17 protein-coding genes are annotated in these 17,093 nt (G+C 61.2%); 5 read left to right on the plus strand and 12 right to left on the minus strand.

Going from position 1 to position 17,093, the window contains the following annotated elements; genetic code table 11:
* Positions 1 to 89: 89 nt before the first annotated feature.
* The 3 genes from ACR1XV_RS04460 to ACR1XV_RS04470 form a co-directional block, all read right to left on the minus strand.
* Entirely contained in the window at positions 90 to 842 is a 753-nt protein-coding gene (locus ACR1XV_RS04460; protein ID WP_480529135.1) for an autoinducer binding domain-containing protein, read from the minus strand.
* Complete coding sequence (aroQ, locus tag ACR1XV_RS04465; RefSeq protein WP_480529136.1) at positions 839 to 1,288, minus strand: type II 3-dehydroquinate dehydratase; 450 nt, start codon at positions 1,286 to 1,288, stop codon at positions 839 to 841. Before aroQ ends, ACR1XV_RS04460 begins: the two co-directional genes overlap by 4 nt.
* A gap of 130 nt (positions 1,289 to 1,418) precedes the next feature.
* Positions 1,419 to 2,420: an NADPH:quinone oxidoreductase family protein gene (locus ACR1XV_RS04470; protein WP_480529137.1), complete on the minus strand. Its 1,002-nt coding sequence runs from the start codon at positions 2,418 to 2,420 to the stop codon at positions 1,419 to 1,421.
* A gap of 129 nt (positions 2,421 to 2,549) precedes the next feature.
* On the opposite strand from ACR1XV_RS04470, the gene ACR1XV_RS04475 reads away from it, so the two are divergent.
* From ACR1XV_RS04475 to ACR1XV_RS04490, 4 genes are read left to right on the plus strand one after another with little or no spacing between them, the layout of a single operon-like run.
* Complete coding sequence (locus ACR1XV_RS04475; RefSeq protein WP_480529138.1) at positions 2,550 to 3,368, plus strand: SDR family NAD(P)-dependent oxidoreductase; 819 nt, start codon at positions 2,550 to 2,552, stop codon at positions 3,366 to 3,368.
* Positions 3,369 to 3,380: 12 nt separating this feature from the next.
* Positions 3,381 to 4,415, plus strand: a complete 1,035-nt coding sequence (locus tag ACR1XV_RS04480) for a phosphotransferase family protein (protein ID WP_480529139.1) — start codon at positions 3,381 to 3,383, stop codon at positions 4,413 to 4,415.
* A 37-nt stretch (positions 4,416 to 4,452) separates the two neighbouring features.
* Positions 4,453 to 5,670 carry a serine hydrolase domain-containing protein gene (locus tag ACR1XV_RS04485; RefSeq protein WP_480529141.1) on the plus strand — a complete coding sequence of 406 codons (1,218 nt, stop codon included), beginning with the start codon at positions 4,453 to 4,455 and terminating at the stop codon, positions 5,668 to 5,670.
* Positions 5,671 to 5,696: 26 nt separating this feature from the next.
* Positions 5,697 to 6,563, plus strand: coding sequence for an acyl-CoA thioesterase (locus ACR1XV_RS04490; RefSeq protein WP_480529142.1), 867 nt, complete (start codon positions 5,697 to 5,699; stop codon positions 6,561 to 6,563).
* Here ACR1XV_RS04490 and ACR1XV_RS04495 read toward each other — a convergent pair.
* Together ACR1XV_RS04495 and ACR1XV_RS04500 are read right to left on the minus strand one after the other, a co-directional pair.
* The gene (locus ACR1XV_RS04495; protein WP_480529143.1) at positions 6,560 to 7,327 is read right to left on the minus strand and encodes an SDR family oxidoreductase; all 768 of its coding nucleotides are present in this window, start codon (positions 7,325 to 7,327) and stop codon (positions 6,560 to 6,562) included. The genes ACR1XV_RS04490 and ACR1XV_RS04495 overlap by 4 nt on opposite strands.
* A gap of 123 nt (positions 7,328 to 7,450) precedes the next feature.
* A complete protein-coding gene (locus tag ACR1XV_RS04500; RefSeq protein WP_480529144.1) occupies positions 7,451 to 8,680 on the minus strand; it encodes an acyl-CoA dehydrogenase in 1,230 nt (409 codons plus the stop codon).
* A gap of 97 nt (positions 8,681 to 8,777) precedes the next feature.
* On the opposite strand from ACR1XV_RS04500, the gene ACR1XV_RS04505 reads away from it, so the two are divergent.
* The gene (locus ACR1XV_RS04505) at positions 8,778 to 9,689 is read left to right on the plus strand and encodes a LysR family transcriptional regulator (protein WP_480529145.1); all 912 of its coding nucleotides are present in this window, start codon (positions 8,778 to 8,780) and stop codon (positions 9,687 to 9,689) included.
* A gap of 5 nt (positions 9,690 to 9,694) precedes the next feature.
* Here the strand turns inward: ACR1XV_RS04505 and phoB are convergent, their stop codons facing one another.
* The 7 genes from phoB to ACR1XV_RS04540 form a co-directional block, all read right to left on the minus strand.
* A complete protein-coding gene (gene phoB, locus ACR1XV_RS04510) occupies positions 9,695 to 10,384 on the minus strand; it encodes a phosphate regulon transcriptional regulator PhoB (RefSeq protein ID WP_480529147.1) in 690 nt (229 codons plus the stop codon).
* Positions 10,385 to 10,397: 13 nt separating this feature from the next.
* On the minus strand, positions 10,398 to 11,099 hold the full coding sequence (gene phoU / locus ACR1XV_RS04515) for a phosphate signaling complex protein PhoU (RefSeq protein WP_480529148.1): 702 nt from the start codon (positions 11,097 to 11,099) through the stop codon (positions 10,398 to 10,400).
* Between the two features lie 16 nt (positions 11,100 to 11,115).
* A complete protein-coding gene (pstB, locus tag ACR1XV_RS04520; RefSeq protein WP_480529149.1) occupies positions 11,116 to 11,913 on the minus strand; it encodes a phosphate ABC transporter ATP-binding protein PstB in 798 nt (265 codons plus the stop codon).
* 12 nt (positions 11,914 to 11,925) lie between these two features.
* Positions 11,926 to 13,287 carry a phosphate ABC transporter permease PstA gene (pstA, locus tag ACR1XV_RS04525; RefSeq protein WP_480529150.1) on the minus strand — a complete coding sequence of 454 codons (1,362 nt, stop codon included), beginning with the start codon at positions 13,285 to 13,287 and terminating at the stop codon, positions 11,926 to 11,928.
* The gene (gene pstC / locus ACR1XV_RS04530; protein WP_480529151.1) at positions 13,284 to 14,756 is read right to left on the minus strand and encodes a phosphate ABC transporter permease subunit PstC; all 1,473 of its coding nucleotides are present in this window, start codon (positions 14,754 to 14,756) and stop codon (positions 13,284 to 13,286) included. The genes pstA and pstC overlap by 4 nt, the downstream gene beginning before the upstream one ends.
* An 84-nt stretch (positions 14,757 to 14,840) precedes the next feature.
* Entirely contained in the window at positions 14,841 to 15,881 is a 1,041-nt protein-coding gene (locus tag ACR1XV_RS04535) for a substrate-binding domain-containing protein (RefSeq protein ID WP_480529152.1), read from the minus strand.
* Positions 15,882 to 16,059: 178 nt separating this feature from the next.
* Complete coding sequence (locus ACR1XV_RS04540) at positions 16,060 to 17,091, minus strand: sensor histidine kinase (protein ID WP_480529153.1); 1,032 nt, start codon at positions 17,089 to 17,091, stop codon at positions 16,060 to 16,062.
* Between the last annotated feature and the right edge of the window lie 2 nt (positions 17,092 to 17,093).

Consider the following 17,093-nt stretch of genomic DNA (forward strand, 5'->3'; position numbering starts at 1 on the left):
GATATCACTTTGCAATTTCGTGAACAGATTCGGAAGTCATGATTTCCTTACCTTAGGTCAATCTGACGCAAACCGGCGTCAGATGGGTCTCAGGCTTCCATGACAAACATCTGGTTTTGCAGCGCAGCTTTCAGGACGGCCTGTGCCGTGGTCTCGACCGAAAGCGCCTCGCGCGCCAGGCGCAGATGCTTTTCGACCGTCGCCGAGGTCAACCCCATCAGCACCGCAATGTCCTGCGTGGTCTTGCCATCACCGACCCATTGCAGCGCCTCGCGCTGGCGCTTGGTCAGCGCTCGGTTCGGGGCATTGTAGGGCAGGGTCAGGATTTTCAGGTGTGCGATGTTATTCATCAGCAGGATGTCATCGCCGTGTTCCTGCCATATCTCGTCCATCTCTTGCTGGCTGCGGTCTCGCGCAGCCAGAGAAATCGCGCCTTTCGAGCGCATCGAAACCGAATTGAAGCTGACCGTATAGCCGACGGTTATGCCGCGGGACTTGTTGAACTCGAAGACCTTGAGTTCTTCCGCCGTCATCACGCCGCTGGACATCATATCGCGGATCATGCTCCAACTGGCCGCCCCTTCGTTATTCAGCGCCCATTTCAGCATCGGTGCGTGGAAATAAAGGCCAGACCGAAGGAACCCGTCCAGATAATCGGTGCAGTGGTTCGTCAGGATGACGAAATCTTCGGGGTCGCCCAGCGAGGTCGCCGTCCGGTATTGGGTATATCCGTACAGCAACCGGTCAAAACCGTACTGCGCCATCTGACGGCAATGGGCGTCCCAAAGCTCTTCAAGCGTCTTGGTATAGCTCAGGAAGTTGAGGTAATCCTTCAGGTTCATCCCGCACCCCTCTCTGCGAGATGCGCGGCGAGGGCATCCAGCGCCAGAACATACCCCTGCGCGCCAAAGCCGCAAATCTGACCCAGAGCCACCGGCGTGATATACGAGGTATGCCGGAACGGCTCGCGCGCGTGGATATTGGACAGATGGACCTCGACCACGGGCACCTGGGCCGATGAGATCGCGTCCATCAGTGCCACCGAACTGTGGGTATAGGCCCCGGCGTTCAGGACGATGCCATCCTGCACGCCCCGCGCGGCGTGAATGGCGTCGATCAGCGCGCCTTCGTGGTTGGACTGAACATGCGAGACGGCCAGCCCCAGCGTCCGCCCGTGTGAGACGCACAGGTCCTCGATCATCTGCAATGTCGTATGGCCATAGACCTCGGGCTGCCGGGTGCCCAGCAGGTTAAGGTTCGGGCCATTCAGAACCAGAATATTGTGCATCTTCAAACTGTCCCCAATTCCTTATTTTCATAGACCTGAATTTCAGGGGCGTCCAGCAGCCTTCACCCGCTTGGGTTGGGCCGTTGGCTGCCATATTGGCGTATCTTTGCCTGTCCCGATGTAACCCGGGTCACATATCCTCCATCATGATCACAACTTTCCCGAGAACTGCACGTTGTTCCAGCAGGTTGAGCGCCTCTGCAGCGCGGGCCAGAGGCAGCTTTTTGCTAATACGGGGGGCGATTTGGCCGCTGGCATACATCTCGAACAGCTCGGCCATGTTTTCCGCGTGTCCCTTGGGATCCCGCAGCACGGACGCGCCCCAGAAAACCCCGACGATCTGACAGCCCTTGAGCAGCGTCAGGTTCAGCGGAATGCGGGGGATCCCTGCAGGGAATCCGACGACCAGATACCGCCCACCCCAAGCCGTTCCGCGCAGGGCCGGTTCGGCGTAACCCCCTCCAACCGCGTCATAAACCACATCGACACCGTCACCACCGGCCAGCGACTTGATCTCAGCCGACAGCGCCTTTTGTGCGTCGCGGTCCGGGTCGCGGGGATAGATCAGCGTTGCATCAGCTCCGAGGTCCTTGCAGAAGGCTGCCTTTTCCTCAGATGACACAGCCGCGATGACCCGGCTTCCCATCGCCTTGGCCAGTTCGATCGCGGCAGACCCCACTCCTCCGGCAGCGCCCAGCACCAACAGGCTTTCGCCGGGTCTCAGATGCGCGCGATCTTTCAGCGCGTGATAAGACGTACCGTAGGTAAAAACGAAACAAGCAGCGTCATCAAAGGGCATTGTTTCGGGAATCTTGACTGCCGTTTCTGCCCTCAGCGCCACGTGCGTGGCAAAGCCCCCATGACCGGTCAGGACCAGAACGCGGTCTTTGACGGCGAAATCGGTGACACCATCGCCCACGGCGACAACCTCTCCCGCGACCTCGCCACCGGGCGCGAAGGGGCGGGGCGGTTTCATCTGATACAGGTCCCGGATCATCAGCGTATCGGGAAAATTCACCCCTGCGGCGTGGACGCGCACGACAATCTCGGCGCGTTTCGGGGCCGGATCGGGCAGGGTTGTCAGTTCCAGTGTCTCGGAGCCACCCGGTCTGACGCTGAGTAATGCTTGCATATACCTGCCTTGCCCCTTGCTTCGGTTGCGGTGAAATCGTTGGATCACAGACAGGTGTTGTCAAGATGATGACCGGACCGCTGCCGCCACGGCAGCGCTGGTGCTCATGAAAGCAGCAAAGGAGACCGCATGACGCCCGAAGCCCTGTTCTCACTTGACGGAAAAACAGCCCTCGTGACGGGCGGAGCGACCGGCATTGGCCGCATGGCCGCCGAGGCCTTGGTTCGTGCGGGGGCGCATGTTCTGATCGCATCACGTAAGGGCGACGCGTGCGAGGCCGCGGCGGCCGAATTGAACGCGCTGGACGTGCCGGGCTCGGCTGAGGGCTTTGCTGGCGATCTGAGCAGCGAGGAAGGCATCGACGCGTTGGTCGAGCAGGTCGGTCAACGGACGCAATCGCTTGAGATCCTGATGAACAACGCCGGCGTCACATGGGGCGCGCCGCTGGGGCAGTTTCCCCATGCGGCATGGGAGAAGGTGATGGGCGTCAACGTGGCGGGGATTTTCGACCTGACGCAAAAGCTGTTGCCGCTGCTGATGAAATCCGCCACCGATGACGATCCTGCGCGGGTGGTCAATGTGGGCTCGGTGATGGGTGAGGTGCCGATGGGTGACGGGGCGTATAGCTACGCCGCGTCGAAGGCGGCGGTGCTGCATCTGACCAAGATCATGGCCAAGGAACTGGCCCCGCATCGGGTCACGGTGAATGCGCTGGCCCCCGGTCCGTTCGTGTCGCGCATGACGGCCTTTGCCACCGAAGATACAGATAAGCGCGCGCGGGTGGGCAAAGCCGTCCCGCTGGGCCGGGTCGGGCGACCCGAGGATATCGCAGGCTGCCTTCTGTTCCTCTGCGGTCAGGGCGGAGGGTATGTGACCGGCGCGGTCCTGCCTGTCTCGGGCGGGATCAATGTGCAAAGTGGTGGCAATATCTTTGGTGACGCTTTGTGAGCGGAGGTCGATGTGACGGACGGCGAAAACATACTGAACGTCAACGCGATAGACGCCTATCTTCGTCCGAATCTTGACGGCTATGAAGGCCCGATCGAGGCAACCAAGTTTGCCATGGGTCAGTCCAACCCGACCTATCTGCTTAAAACCCCTTCGCAAAGCTATGTCCTGCGCCGCAAGCCGCCGGGCGTTCTGTTGAAATCCGCCCATGCGGTGGATCGCGAATTCCGGGTCCAGCGCGCGCTGGCTGGCAGCAAGGTGCCGGTGCCGCAAATGTACCTGCTGTGCGAGGATGACAGCGTGATCGGCTCGGCCTTCTATATCATGGAGCATCTGCAGGGCCGATCTTTCGTTGATCCGATGATGGAGGGCGAGGATAACGCGACCCGGAACGGCATTCTGGATGAGATGAACCGGGTTCTGGCCGAACTGCATATGGTCGATATCGAGGCCGCAGGACTGGCGGATTACGGGTCGCCCGGGAACTACTTCGAGCGTCAGATCTCCCGTTGGACCAAGCAATACCGCGCGTCCGAGACCGACCGGATTGCTGACATGGACCGGCTGATCTTGGAACTGCAGCAGCGGGTTCCTGAGGATGACGGCCAGCGTACGCTGGTGCATGGCGATTACCGCATCGACAACCTGATGTTTCAACGGGGTGGCACCGCCTGTATCGGGGTGCTGGATTGGGAATTGTCGACCATCGGCCACCCCTATGCCGATCTGGCCGCGGTGATCATGCAGTGGCAACTGCCGCCGGGAAGGGAAGGGCGCGGCTTGGCCGGGGTTGATCGCACGGCGCTGGGGCTGCCGTCGGATCGGGCCTTTGTCGCCGACTATTGCGCCCGACGTGGCCTGACCGGGATTGATCATTTCGGCTTTTATCTGGCGTTTAACTTCTTCCGGATGGCCGGCATCCTTCAGGGCGTCTACAAACGGGCGCTGGACGGCAATGCCTCTGATCCAGCGCGGGCGCGCGTCTTTGGGGCCTATGTCCCGGTTTTCGCACAGCACGGGTTGCAGGCGCTCGACGCTGGCCCGTAAAACGGCAGGACCGACATGACCAGAACGGAGCCGTCACATGACGTTCGAGCCATCGTCTCTGAACCACATCCGCACCTGGATGCAGCGCTATGTGGACCAGCGGAAATATCCGGGCAGCGCTCTGCTGATCCAGCATCGCGGGCAAGAGGCGTTTTTTCATGCCTGCGGTCATCGAAACATCGAAATGGATCTGCCGTTTCAGCGCGATACCCTTGTCTGCATCTATTCGATGACCAAGCCGATTGCGTCGGTGGCCCTGATGATGCTGGTCGAGCGCGGGCAGTTTCACTTGGACGCGCCGGTCTCGGAGTTTCTGCCCGAGTTTCAGTCGATGCAGGCCCTGATCCCCGGCGCGACACGTCTGGACCAGACTGAACCGGCACCAACCCCAAGCCTGCACCAACTGCTGACGCACACCAGCGGACTCAGCTATCCGTTCAATCCCGGTCTGCTGCCGCAGGCGATGGACGAACTGGACCTGATCTTCGCACCCGATCAGGGGCCTTTGGCAGACCGGGTTCGGGCTCTGGCAGACCTGCCGCTGGCGTTCCAGCCGGGCAGCCGATGGGAATATTCGGTCGGGATCGACGTCATCGGCCGCGTGATCGAGGTTGCCTCGGGGCAGCCGCTGGACCGGTTCCTGACCCAGAACATCCTGCAGCCCTTGGGCATGGATGAGACCGGGTTTTCAGTACCCAAAGGGGCAGGGGACCGGTTCGCCTCGCTCTATACCCCGCTTGAGGGCGACGCCATGGCATTGAATGCCGCCAAATCCGGCGGTGAGACCCTGCGCCTTGTCGACAGCGCTGGCAATTCTCCTTTTGAGGCCGCCACAACCTTCTCTGGCGGCGGCGGTCTGATCAGCACTATCGACGATTACAGCCGTTTTGCCGAAATGCTGCGAAACAAAGGGGCCGGCAATGGTGTCCGGCTGCTGGGGCCGAAAACCATAGAATTCATGATGTCCAATCACTTACCGGGCGACATTGCATCGATGGGACCGCAAAGTTTTGCCGAGCAACCGATGGAGGGCACCGGCTTTGGCATCGGCGGCGCGGTGGTTCTGAACCCGGCGCGGGTGCGCAGCCCGGGCTCGGTGGGTGATTTCGGCTGGGGCGGCATGGCCTCGACCTATTTCTGGGTGGATCAGGTCAATGACTTCTCGGCGGTGTTCTTCACCCAATTGTCGCCGTCCAGCTCTTACCCCGCGCGCCCCGAGCTCAAAGCGCTGGTGATGGGGGCGCTGTCGAAATGAATGACCCAAAAGCCGGAGTGCCAGCTATGACCGACGCTGAACGGGTACTACTTGACCTGTTGGATATCGAACCGCTTGAGGTCGATCTGTTTCGCGGAACCGGCACGGGCGGCGAGACGCCGACCCGGATTTTCGGCGGTCACGTGATCGCGCAGGCCCTTGCGGCGGCGTACCGAACCGTCGCAGATCGCTTGTGCCACTCGCTACACGCCTATTTCATCCGCCCCGGGGACCCCTCGATTCCCGTTATTTATCAAGTGGATCGCGCCCGGGATGGAGGGTCCTTCACGACCCGCCGTGTGGTTGCGATCCAACACGGGAAGCAAATCCTGAATCTGTCGGCCTCGTTTCACACGCAGGATGACGGCTGGGATCATCAGCATCCGATGCCCGAAGTTGAGCCGCCGGAACAGCACCCCTCACGCGACGAACTGCGGCAGCGATATCTGACCCGGGTGCCCGACAAGCTGAGAACGGAACTGCTGCGCGAACGCCCCATTGAGGTGCGCGACGTTGCGCCTCTGGACCTGTTTGAGCCAGCCAGAGCGGATGACAGGAACCATATCTGGTTCCGAATGGGGGCCGCTGCGCAGGCTGATGCGATAACTCAGCATCTGCTGTTGGCCTATGCCTCGGATATGAGCCTTCTGGGATCCGGGATGCGCCCGCATGGGCTAAGCTGGTTTACCGGCGAGATCGATGGTGCCAGTCTGGATCACGCGATCTGGTTTCACGGACCGGTGCAGTTCCAGAACTGGCACCTCTATTCGATGGAGGCGCCGTGGACAGGGCAGGGGCGCAGTTTCAATCGCGGCTCGATCTACGCGCAGGACGGCGCACTGGTTGCGTCTGTGGCGCAGGAAGGCTTGTTGCGGCGACGAAAGCCGCGTTAGGTGTCTTGGATAAATCTCTGATTTAGTTTCTGCATTCCGTCGATCCAGCGGTCATAATCCGTTGATTTCAACCGCATGTAGTCCAGGACCTGAGGGTGTGGCAGGATCAGAAAATGTTCCTTGGCCAGCGCCTCGACACAGGCCTGTGCGACATCCTCGGGTTCAAGCATCCCGTCGATGGCGGCCACCGAGTCCTCGTGCCCGCGCATCATCTCGGACCGCACGGCCTGTGGGCACAGAACCGAGATTTTGATGCCATGACTGCCATATGTCAGCGCCAACCATTCAGCAAACCCGACAGCAGCGTGTTTGGTCACGCCATACGGGGCCGCGCCCGGTTGATTGAGCAACCCGGCCGCAGAGGCCGTTATCAGAAAGTACCCGCCACCGCGTGACACCATGCGCGGCATCAGATGCCGGGCGGTCCAGACATGGGACATGACATTGATCCGCCAGATGCGCTCCCATTCCTCGTCAACGACCTCAAATCCGCCCAACGTCAAGATGCCTGCATTGGCACAGAACAGGTCGATGGGGCCGAACCGTTCCTCAACCGTCTCGATCAGTTGGCGGGTGTCCTCTTCACGCGAAACATCACATTCTACAGTATGGCCGCCGATTTCCTGAGCGACCTCTTGGGCACCGTCGAAATCAATGTCCGCACAGATGACCAGCGCGCATTCGTGCGCAAACCGTTCTGCAAGACCTTTGCCGATGCCTTGCGCCGCACCGGTGATGACAACGATCTTATCGCGCAGGTGCATATCTTTGTCCTTTGGATGCGGGTCATGTCGTAAGATGTTGAAAAACCAGCGCGTGTTGGCTCCGCGCCGGTCTTCTGTATTATTGATTTAACATAATCCTCATTATGCCATCGGCTAGCGCTCTCAAAAGAATGCCTGCAACCCGGTCTGCGCCCGCCCCAGGATCAGCGCGTGAACGTCATGAGTGCCCTCATAAGTGTTGACCGTCTCCAGATTGATCATGTGGCGCACAACCTGGAATTCCAGCGAGATGCCGTTGCCACCGTGCATGTCGCGCGCCATCCGCGAAAGATCCAGCGCCTTGCCGCAGTTGTTGCGTTTGATGATCGAGATCATCTCGGGCGCGGCTTCGGCCTGATCCATCAGACGGCCGACCCTCAGGCTGGCTTGCAGGCCCAGAGCGATCTCGGTCTGCATCTCGGCCAGCTTGCGCTGAAACAACTGCGTCTGGGCCAGCGGCCGATTGAACTGTTTGCGGTCCAGCCCATATTGACGCGCGGCGTGCCAGCAGCACTCGGCCGCGCCCATCACACCCCAGCTGATGCCATAACGCGCGCGGTTCAGACAGCCGAATGGCCCCTTCAGACCCTGCACATGCGGCAGCAAGGCGTCCTCGCCGATCTCGACCCCGTCCATCACGATTTCACCGGTGATCGAGGTCCGCAGGCTCAGCTTGTTCTCGATCTTTGGCGCGCTCAGGCCCTTGGTGTTTTTGTCGAGGACGAACCCGCGGATCTTGCCGTCATGCGCATCCGACTTGGCCCAGACGACGAAAACATCCGCGATCGGCGCGTTCGATATCCACATCTTGCTACCCGTCAGACGATAGCCGCCGTCGATCTTTTCGGCCCGGGTTTTCATCGCCGCCGGGTCCGATCCGGCATCCGCCTCGGTCAGGCCAAAGCAGCCGATCCACTCGCCACTGGCAAGTTTCGGCAGGTATTTGCGGCGCTGGTCTTCGCTGCCATAGGCATAGATCGGGTACATCACCAGCGAGCTTTGCACCGACATCATCGACCGGTATCCCGAATCCACCCGCTCAACCTCGCGCGCGACAAGACCGTATGACACGTATCCCGCGCCGATCCCGCCGTATTCTTCCGGGATCGTCGTGCCCAGCAAGCCCATCTCGCCCATTTCGCGGAAGATTTCGGGGTCGGTTTCTTCGTTCTGAAAGGACTGCGTCACGCGCGGCTGCAGCTTTTCCTGCGCATAGGCTCGGGCGCTGTCGGCGATCAGGCGTTCATCTTCTTCCAACTGATCGTTCAGACGAAACGGGTCATCCCATGCAAATGCGCCAAGCTCGGGGGCATCTTTGGCTCGGAGGACGGGTTTTGTATCGGGGGCGTTCATCATGTGTCTCCGTCAGAGTGGGTTTTTCGCATCATAGCCTGAGATATCCGCAAAAAACAGCGAGACATTTGCACATTTGCATGACTAAAACGCATACATGAACAGCCGTAACCCCGTCCTGCCCCCCATCTCAGCGCTCAGAGCACTCGAGGCGCTGGATCGGTTGGGATCGGCCTCGGCAGTAGCGGATGAGATGGCCCTGACGCAAAGCGCGGTGAGCCGGCAGTTGCAAACGCTCGAAGCTCATCTGGACGCCGAACTTGTCAGCCGGGATCGCAAGCGGCTGTCCTTGACCAAAGCCGGGCAGGATTATGTGCGGGAAATCCGGCCGGCACTGTCGCAGATCGCACAGGCGGCGCTGAAGCTGCATGTCTCGCCCGTTGGTGGTACGCTGAACCTAGCCATCTTGCCGACGTTCGGGATGCGCTGGCTGGTGCCGCGGCTGCCCGACTTTGCGCGCGGACATCCCGATATCACGATCAATATGACGACACGCCTGAGGCATTTCAACTTTGCGACGGAACCCTTTGATGCGGCGCTGCATTTCGGCGAACCGGACTGGCCGGGTACCGATCGCCTGCTGCTGCGGGTCGAGCGGATGCTGCCGGTCTGCGCGCCTGATCTTCTGCCGCAGGGCGCACCGGCGTCGCCGCGGGATCTGCTCAGGCTGCCGCTGCTGCACATTCAGACGCGCCCACGCGCCTGGCAGGACTGGTTCCGGCAGATGGGCGTGGATCACCCGCACCCCCTGCCCGGCACGATTCATGATCAGTTCACCACCATCAACCAAGCCGCGCTGCATGGGTTGGGCGTGGCGCTGCTGCCGAATTATCTGGTCGAACAGGACCTGGCCACCGGCAAGCTGGTCGCGGCCTTTCCGGATGCGGTCGAAACCCTAGGGGCCTATTATCTGGTCTGGCCGCGCGACAAGTCGCAGGATGCGTCGCTGCGGCAGTTCCGGCACTGGCTGGCCTCGCAAGCGCAGGTAGAAGAGACCCTGCCCCGCTGATGAGATCAGCCCAACGCGTATCCGGCCCCGCGCACGGTCCGCACCGGGTCAGCGCCGCCATGTTGGGTCAACGCCTTGCGCAACCGGCCGATATGAACATCGACGGTGCGTGTGTCGACATAGATGTCGCGGCCCCAGACGCGGTCCAGCAGTTGCTCGCGGCTCCAGACCCGGCCGGGCTTTTCCATGAACGTGCTGAGCAGCCGGAACTCGGTCGGGCCCAGTTTCAGGGGTTTATTATCGCGGCTGACCTTGTGGGTTTCGGAATCGAGGATGATGTCGTCGAATTCCAGCCGAATACCCACCGTCGCCGGACGGACCCGCCGCAGCTGAGTACGCACACGCGCCATCAGTTCGACGACCGAATAGGGCTTGATCACATAGTCATCCGCACCGGTCTCGAGCCCGCGCACCTTGTCGACCTCTTCTGATCGCGCAGACAGCATGATGATCGGAATCGCGCGCGTGTCGGGGCGGGTTTTCAGGCGGCGGCAGACCTCGATCCCGCTGAGATTGGGCATCATCCAGTCCAGAACGATGATGTCGGGCCGGTCTTCTTCCACCAGCAGCAACCCTTCGTCGCCATTAGCGGCCTTGATGACGCGAAAGCCCTCGGCCTCGAGGTTGTAGGACAGCACCTCGCGTTGGGCCAGTTCATCTTCGACCACCAGAACGGTCGGCTGATCGGCGGACATGGCGCGCAAGCTCCTAAATCGTTTGCGAGGTGTTGTCGGCCTTGGGCCGGGCCTCAGCGGGGCGCTCGCCCGTGACCAGATAGACCACCTGTTCGGCAATCGCCGTGACATGGTCGCCCATGCGTTCGATGTTCTTCGCGATGAAATGCAGGTGCATACAGGATGAGATGTTGCGCGGATCTTCGGCCATGAAGGTCAGGAACTCGCGGAACAGCCCGTTATACATCTGGTCGACCTCAAGGTCGCGCTCGATCACGTCGCTGGCCAGTTCGGCGTCGCGTTGAATATAGGCGTCCAGCGCGTCGCGCAGCATCAGTTCAACCTCGCGCGCCATCCGGCGCAGGGCGGCGGCGCTGCCGTTGATTTCGCCCGCGTTGACCAGAACAGTGGTTCGCTTGGCGATGTTCTTGGAATAATCGCCGATCCGTTCCAGGTTGGTCGCCACTTTCAGCACCGACAGCACCAGACGCAGGTCACCTGCGGTGGGCGCCCGCAGCGCTATCAGGCGCGCGGTTTCTTCGTCGATCAGCTCTTCCAGCGCGTCGATGGCCTTGTCGCCCTGCCGGACCTCCTTGGCCAGTTCCTCGTCGCGGGTTTCCAGTGACCGGGCTGCGCCCATGATGGCGGCTTCGACCAGCCCGCCCATCTTCATGATATGAGCCTGAATGGCTTCGAGATCGCGGTCGAAGGCGGATGCAATATGTTGTTCGCTCATGGCAGTAGTCCTGTGCTCAGCCGATACGACCGGTAATGTAACTTTCGGTCCGGGGGTCTTCGGGGTTGGTGAAGATCTGGCCGGTTTCTCCGAACTCGACCAGATTGCCCAGATGGAAGAAGGCGGTCTTCTGGCTGACCCGCGCCGCCTGCTGCATCGAGTGCGTCACGATCACCACCGAATAGCGCCGGCGCAGTTCGTCGATCAGTTCTTCGACCTGCGCGGTTGCAATCGGGTCCAGCGCCGAGCATGGCTCGTCCATCAGCAGGACCTCGGGCTGTGTCGCCACGGCACGGGCGATACACAGACGCTGCTGCTGGCCGCCCGACAGGCCGGTGCCGGGGGCATCGAGCCGGTCCTTGACCTCATCCCAGATCGCGCCGCGACGCAGGGATTTCTCGACGATCTCGTCCAGCTCGGCCTTGTTCTTGGCAAGGCCGTGGATGCGCGGGCCGTAAGCCACGTTATCATAGATCGACTTGGGGAACGGGTTCGGCTTCTGGAACACCATGCCGACCTTGGCGCGCAACTGAACGGGGTCGACGCGCTTGTCATAGATATCTTCGCCATCCAGCAGGATATCTCCGGTCACCCGGCAGATATCGATCGTGTCGTTCATCCGGTTCAGGCAGCGCAGAAAGGTGGACTTGCCGCAGCCCGACGGGCCGATGAAGGCGGTGACGGTCTTGTCTTCGATCTCGACATCCACGTCCTTGATGGCGTGCGTGTCGCCGTAGTGGACCTGTACGTTCTTCGCGGCGATCTTGATGTCTTTGGAGTCCACGGCTTTCCCCAATCGTGTCATATCGTTCATAGGTGCCCCCATTTACCAGCGGCGTTCAAAGCGGCGGCGCAGGATGACCGCGATGGTGTTCATTGTCACGAGGAAGATCAACAGGATGATGATCCCTCCCCATGCGCGTTCGTAAAAGGCTGGGTCGGCGCGCTTGGACCATTCGTAGATCTGCGCGGGCATGGCCGAGTTCGGCGACAGGAACCCCGCCACGATCCCCTCCGGCGGGTTCGAGGCGATAAAGCCCACCATCCCGATCAGCAGCAGCGGCGCAGTTTCGCCAAGCGCCTGCGCCAGTCCGATGATGGTGCCGGTCAGGATGCCGGGCGCGGCCAGCGGCAGAACATGGTGAAACACCGCCTGCATTTTCGAGGCCCCTACCCCAAGTGCGGCATCCCGGATCGACGGCGGAACCGCTTTCAGCGAGGCGCGGGTCGAGATGATGATCGTCGGCAGCGTCATCAGCGTCAGCACCAGACCGCCCACCAGCGGGGCCGAGGTCGGCAGGTGCATGTAGTTGATGAAGACGGCAAGGCCCAGAATACCGAACACGATGGACGGCACGGCGGCCAGGTTCGAGATATTCACCTCGATGATGTCGGTCAGCCGGTTCTGCGGCGCGAATTCCTCGAGATAGATCGATGCGGCCACGCCAATCGGAAGCGCCAGCGCCAGAACCACCAGCATCATGAACAGCGAGCCCAGCATGGATACTCCGATCCCCGCTGCCTCGGGGCGTTGATCCGAGGCGTCGGCGCCGAATATGAAATCGGGATTGAAGGCTTTGTACAGAACGCCGGCTTCGCGCAGTTGATCCACGAAATCCAGTTGCGCGACCGAGATGCTCTTGTCATTGGCGATCGACTCGCGCGTGACGCGGCCCTTGATGTAGCCGTCGACGCGGCTGTTCGTCAGGAACCGGAAGCTGACGGTCTGGCCGATCTGGTCGGGGTTGGCGATGACATAGTTCCGCAGCTTGGCCATCGCGGCCTTGGACAGGATGCCGCCCATTTCCTTGGGTGTCAGATCGGTCTGGATACCAAGCTCGGCCACCTCGGCTTCAAGCGCGGCGGCAACCAGAGGGGAATATCCGAAGGTCGACACCTTCTTGATGTCCTCGATGTTCCGGTTTCCCTTCTTGTCCAGCTTGTCGGCCTTCAGCTCGACATTGAGTTCAAGATAGGTTTGCTGGAACGCGCCCAGACCCGAGCTGACGATATTGGTCACAAGCACCAGCAGCATCACGAGCCCGACGCCGATGGCGGCGATGCCGTACATTTTGAACCGGCTTTCCGCCGCGTTGCGCCGTTTGGTGCGTGCGTCCTTTTCGAACAGCGACCCGCTTTTGGGTTTCGCGACCGGAGCAGCGCCGGGGGTTTGAGACGTATCGGTCATTCGTACTGCTCCCGGTATTTGCGTACGATATAAAGGGCGAAGATGTTCAGCCCCAGCGTGATGACGAACAGGGTCAGACCCAGCGCAAAGGCGACCAGAGTCTCGGGGCTGGCAAAGTCGGTATCGCCGGTCAACTGGCTGACGATCCGCGTGGTGATGGTGGTCATCGCCTCGAACGGGTTGCCCGAGAATTTGGCAATCGCTCCGGCGGCCATGACGACGATCATCGTCTCGCCGATGGCGCGGCTGGCGGCCAGCAGGATCGCCCCCACGATGCCGGGCAGCGCCGCCGGCAGCACCACCTGACGCACGGTTTCCGAATGCGTCGCCCCCAACCCAAGCGAACCATCACGCATCGACTGCGGCACCGCGTTGATGATGTCATCCGACAGGGACGAGACAAACGGGATCAGCATGATCCCCATCACCAGACCGGCGGTCAGTACTGCGTTCGAGCTGGCCATCCAGCCCAGTCCCAGCGCTCCGCCGTCACCAAACAGCGACACCAGCGCGGGGCCGACCGTTAGCAGGGCAAACAGACCGTAAACGATGGTCGGAATGCCGGCCAGAATCTCCAGCAGCGGTTTGGCAAGCGAGCGGGTCGCGCCCGAGGCATATTCCGACAGGTAGATCGCGGCGAACAGGCCAATCGGCACCGCCACCAGCAGCGCGATCAGCGAGATGTAAAGCGTGCCCCACAGCAACGGCAGGATCGACAGCTCCGACCCACCGCGAAAGTTCGGGGCCCAGGTGCTGCCGAAGAAGAAATCTTTCCACGAATGCAGCTGGAAAAAGTTCAGTGTTTCAAAGAACATCGACAGGACGATGCCGATGGTGGTCAGAATGGCAATTGACGCCGCCAGTAGCAGCAGCGCCAGAACGCCCTGCTCGACCACATTGCGGGCGCGGAATTCCTTGTGCGTCCGCACATAGGCGAACGCAGCCCCGATCAGCGCCACCAGCAGCACCAGCACTTGCATGGCGACTGTGCCTGTTGCCGACATGCTGCGGTATTTTTGCGCCGCCAGCAGGATGGGCGTGGTGATATCTTGCGTCAGAACCTGACCGGCATCTTTCAACTGTTGGGTCAGCACCTCGATGTCGGCCTCGGCATTACGTGCCTGAGCCTCGGTCAGGGCACCTGCAGCGACAGCACCGTCAAGCCCATCGGCCACGCGGCGCACCTCGCTCAGCACCAGCCCGCGATCCGATCCTTCGGCAATGGCCTGATCCGGGATCATCCCCGACACGGTGCTGTTCACGATCATCGGTTGCGCCAGCAGCCAGATGATCAGCACGGCAAGCGCGGGAACCAGCGCGGTCAGCGCGACATTGTAGCCATAGTATGACGGCAGCGAGTGCAGATCGCGCGCATCCCCTCCGGCACTGGCCAGCGCCCGCGACCGTCCGGTGAAATAACCAATCCCTGCCAAGGCAAGCAGGATGAGCAGAAGCCAGGATAATGACATGAGGGCCCCATTTGGGATGGCGATGACAGAGTCAAAAAGAACCGGGGCGCGCATAGACCGCCCCGGTTCCGCAAGCAAGGGTGTTTAGGAGCCGCCGCCCAGAACGGTTTCGTTCGCAACAGCTTCCTGAACCTTGACCAGCTCAGGATCCGAGACCAGACCGTATTCGGCCAGCGGGCCATCGGGGCCTGCGATCTCATCTGCGACGAAGAACTCGGCATATTCTTTCAGGCCGGGGATCACGCCGATATGCGCTTTCTTGACGTAGAAGAACAGCGGGCGCGAAACCGGGTATTCGCCGGTTGCAATCGACTCGGTCGACGGAACGACGTCCGACATGGTCGCGACCTGCAGCTTGTCGGTGTTGTTCTCGTAGAAGGCCAGACCAAAGACGCCGATGCCGTCCTTGTTGCTGTCGATGCGGGCCAGAGTTTCGGTGTAGTCGCCGTCGATGTCGACCGAAACGCCGTCGGTACGCAGGGCGATACAGGCCTTCTCGGCCGCTTTCTTGTCGTCGCCGTTGGCGGCTTTGTAGACGTCGAAATCGCCCAGGTGTTCACACCCGGCAAGGATCACCCTGTCTTCGAACACTTCGCGGGTGCCGTGTTTGGTGCCCGGGATGAAGGCGGCAATGGGCTGCGCCGGGAACGCGGGGTTCACGTCGGCCCAGGTTTTGTTCGGGTTGTCGACCAGTTCACCGTCCACGACGATCTGCGCGGAAAGGGCCTTGTACCAGTCTTCCGGTGTGAATGCGAACGAGTTGCCGTTGATGTCCGATGCAAAGACGATGCCGTCATAGCCGATCTGGACTTCGATGATGTCGGTCACACCGGCATCGGCACAGGCTTTGATCTCTTTTTCACGAATCTTGCGCGACGCGTTGGCCACGTCGATGGTGTTTTCGCCAACACCTTCACAGAAACGCTTGAGGCCAGCCGACGAGCCGCCCGATTCCACGACCGGAGTCGGGAAGTCAAAGTTTTCACCGAAGGCTTCGGCCACAATCGAAGCATACGGCAGAACGGTCGAAGAACCAGCGACCTGCACCTGATCGCGCGCGGCGGCTGCGGTTGCGGATACGGCAGCGATTGCAAGCGCAGAGGCCGACAGTTTTACAAAGGACATCTCAGTCTCCTTGAGAGAATTTGCGTTGATCACCCCCATGGTGATCCTGGGCGCACCCCTATGAGTCGCGCGTAAGTCTTTTGTGACAACTGTGTAACAGTTTCATGACAACTCACGAATTTCTCAGAAACTCTTAACTTGACCGTGCGTCACACTATGGGGCGGCTCGACATCGGGTTCAGCGCGGCAGGATCACGGTGAAGGTCGCGCCCTGCCCCTGCTCGCTTTCGACCCGCAAGCGGCCCCGATGGCGGTTCACGATATGCTTGACGATGGCCAACCCCAATCCAGTTCCGCCCAACTCGCGCGAGCGGTGGCTGTCGGCGCGATAGAACCGCTCCGTCAGTCTGGGCAGATGCTTGGCGTCGATGCCGGGGCCCTGATCGACGATCCTGATCCGAACGGCGGGGCCCCGCATGGCTGCGTCCCTTTCGGACAAGGCCACGATGGCGTCGACCCGCCCACCGCTGCCTCCATATTTGATCGCGTTCTCGATAAGGTTGGTAAAGACCTGGCGTAGCTGATCGCTGTCGCCGACCATCTGCACCGGCTCGTCCGGGACGTCGAGCGCAAGTTCCACCCCAGCGTCATCGGCCAGCGGCCTAAGAGAGTTCAGCGTCGACTGCAGCAGGCCCGTCAGTTCAATGGGTTCTTTTGGCCTGACCCGCTCTTCGCTTTCGACCCGGTTCAGCGACAGAAGATCGCCGACCAGTCGGTTCATCCGGTTGGCCTCGTCCGCCATGATCTGCAGGAACCGCTCGCGCGCGGCGGTGTCGTCGCGGGCCGGGCCGCGCAGAGTTTCGATGAAACCCATCAGCGCGGTCAGCGGCGTGCGCAGCTCATGGCTGACATTGGCGACAAAGTCGCGGCGCATCTGCCCGGCCTGCTCCAGATGCGTGACATCCTGGAACACCGCAAGAACGGTGTGGGTGCTGCTCATGTATCGGCACTGAACCTCGAACCAGGTATCCTGTGCGCCGTCGTTCGACAGATGCCGGGCCGAGCCGGGGCTTTCAGCGCGCAGGCTTTTTTCGATGGCGTCGATGACCTGAGGCTGCCGCAGGATCGTAGCGAAGTGCCGGCCTTCGATAGCCGCCCCCAGCAGCGTGTGGGCCTCGGGATTTGCGGCCACGATTCGTTCGGACCGGTCGATCAGCAAGGCGGGCATCGGCACCGCCGCGACCAACTCTGATAGGGGCAGATCAGACATCG

Source organism: Ruegeria sp. AD2(2025) (assembly GCF_056542385.1).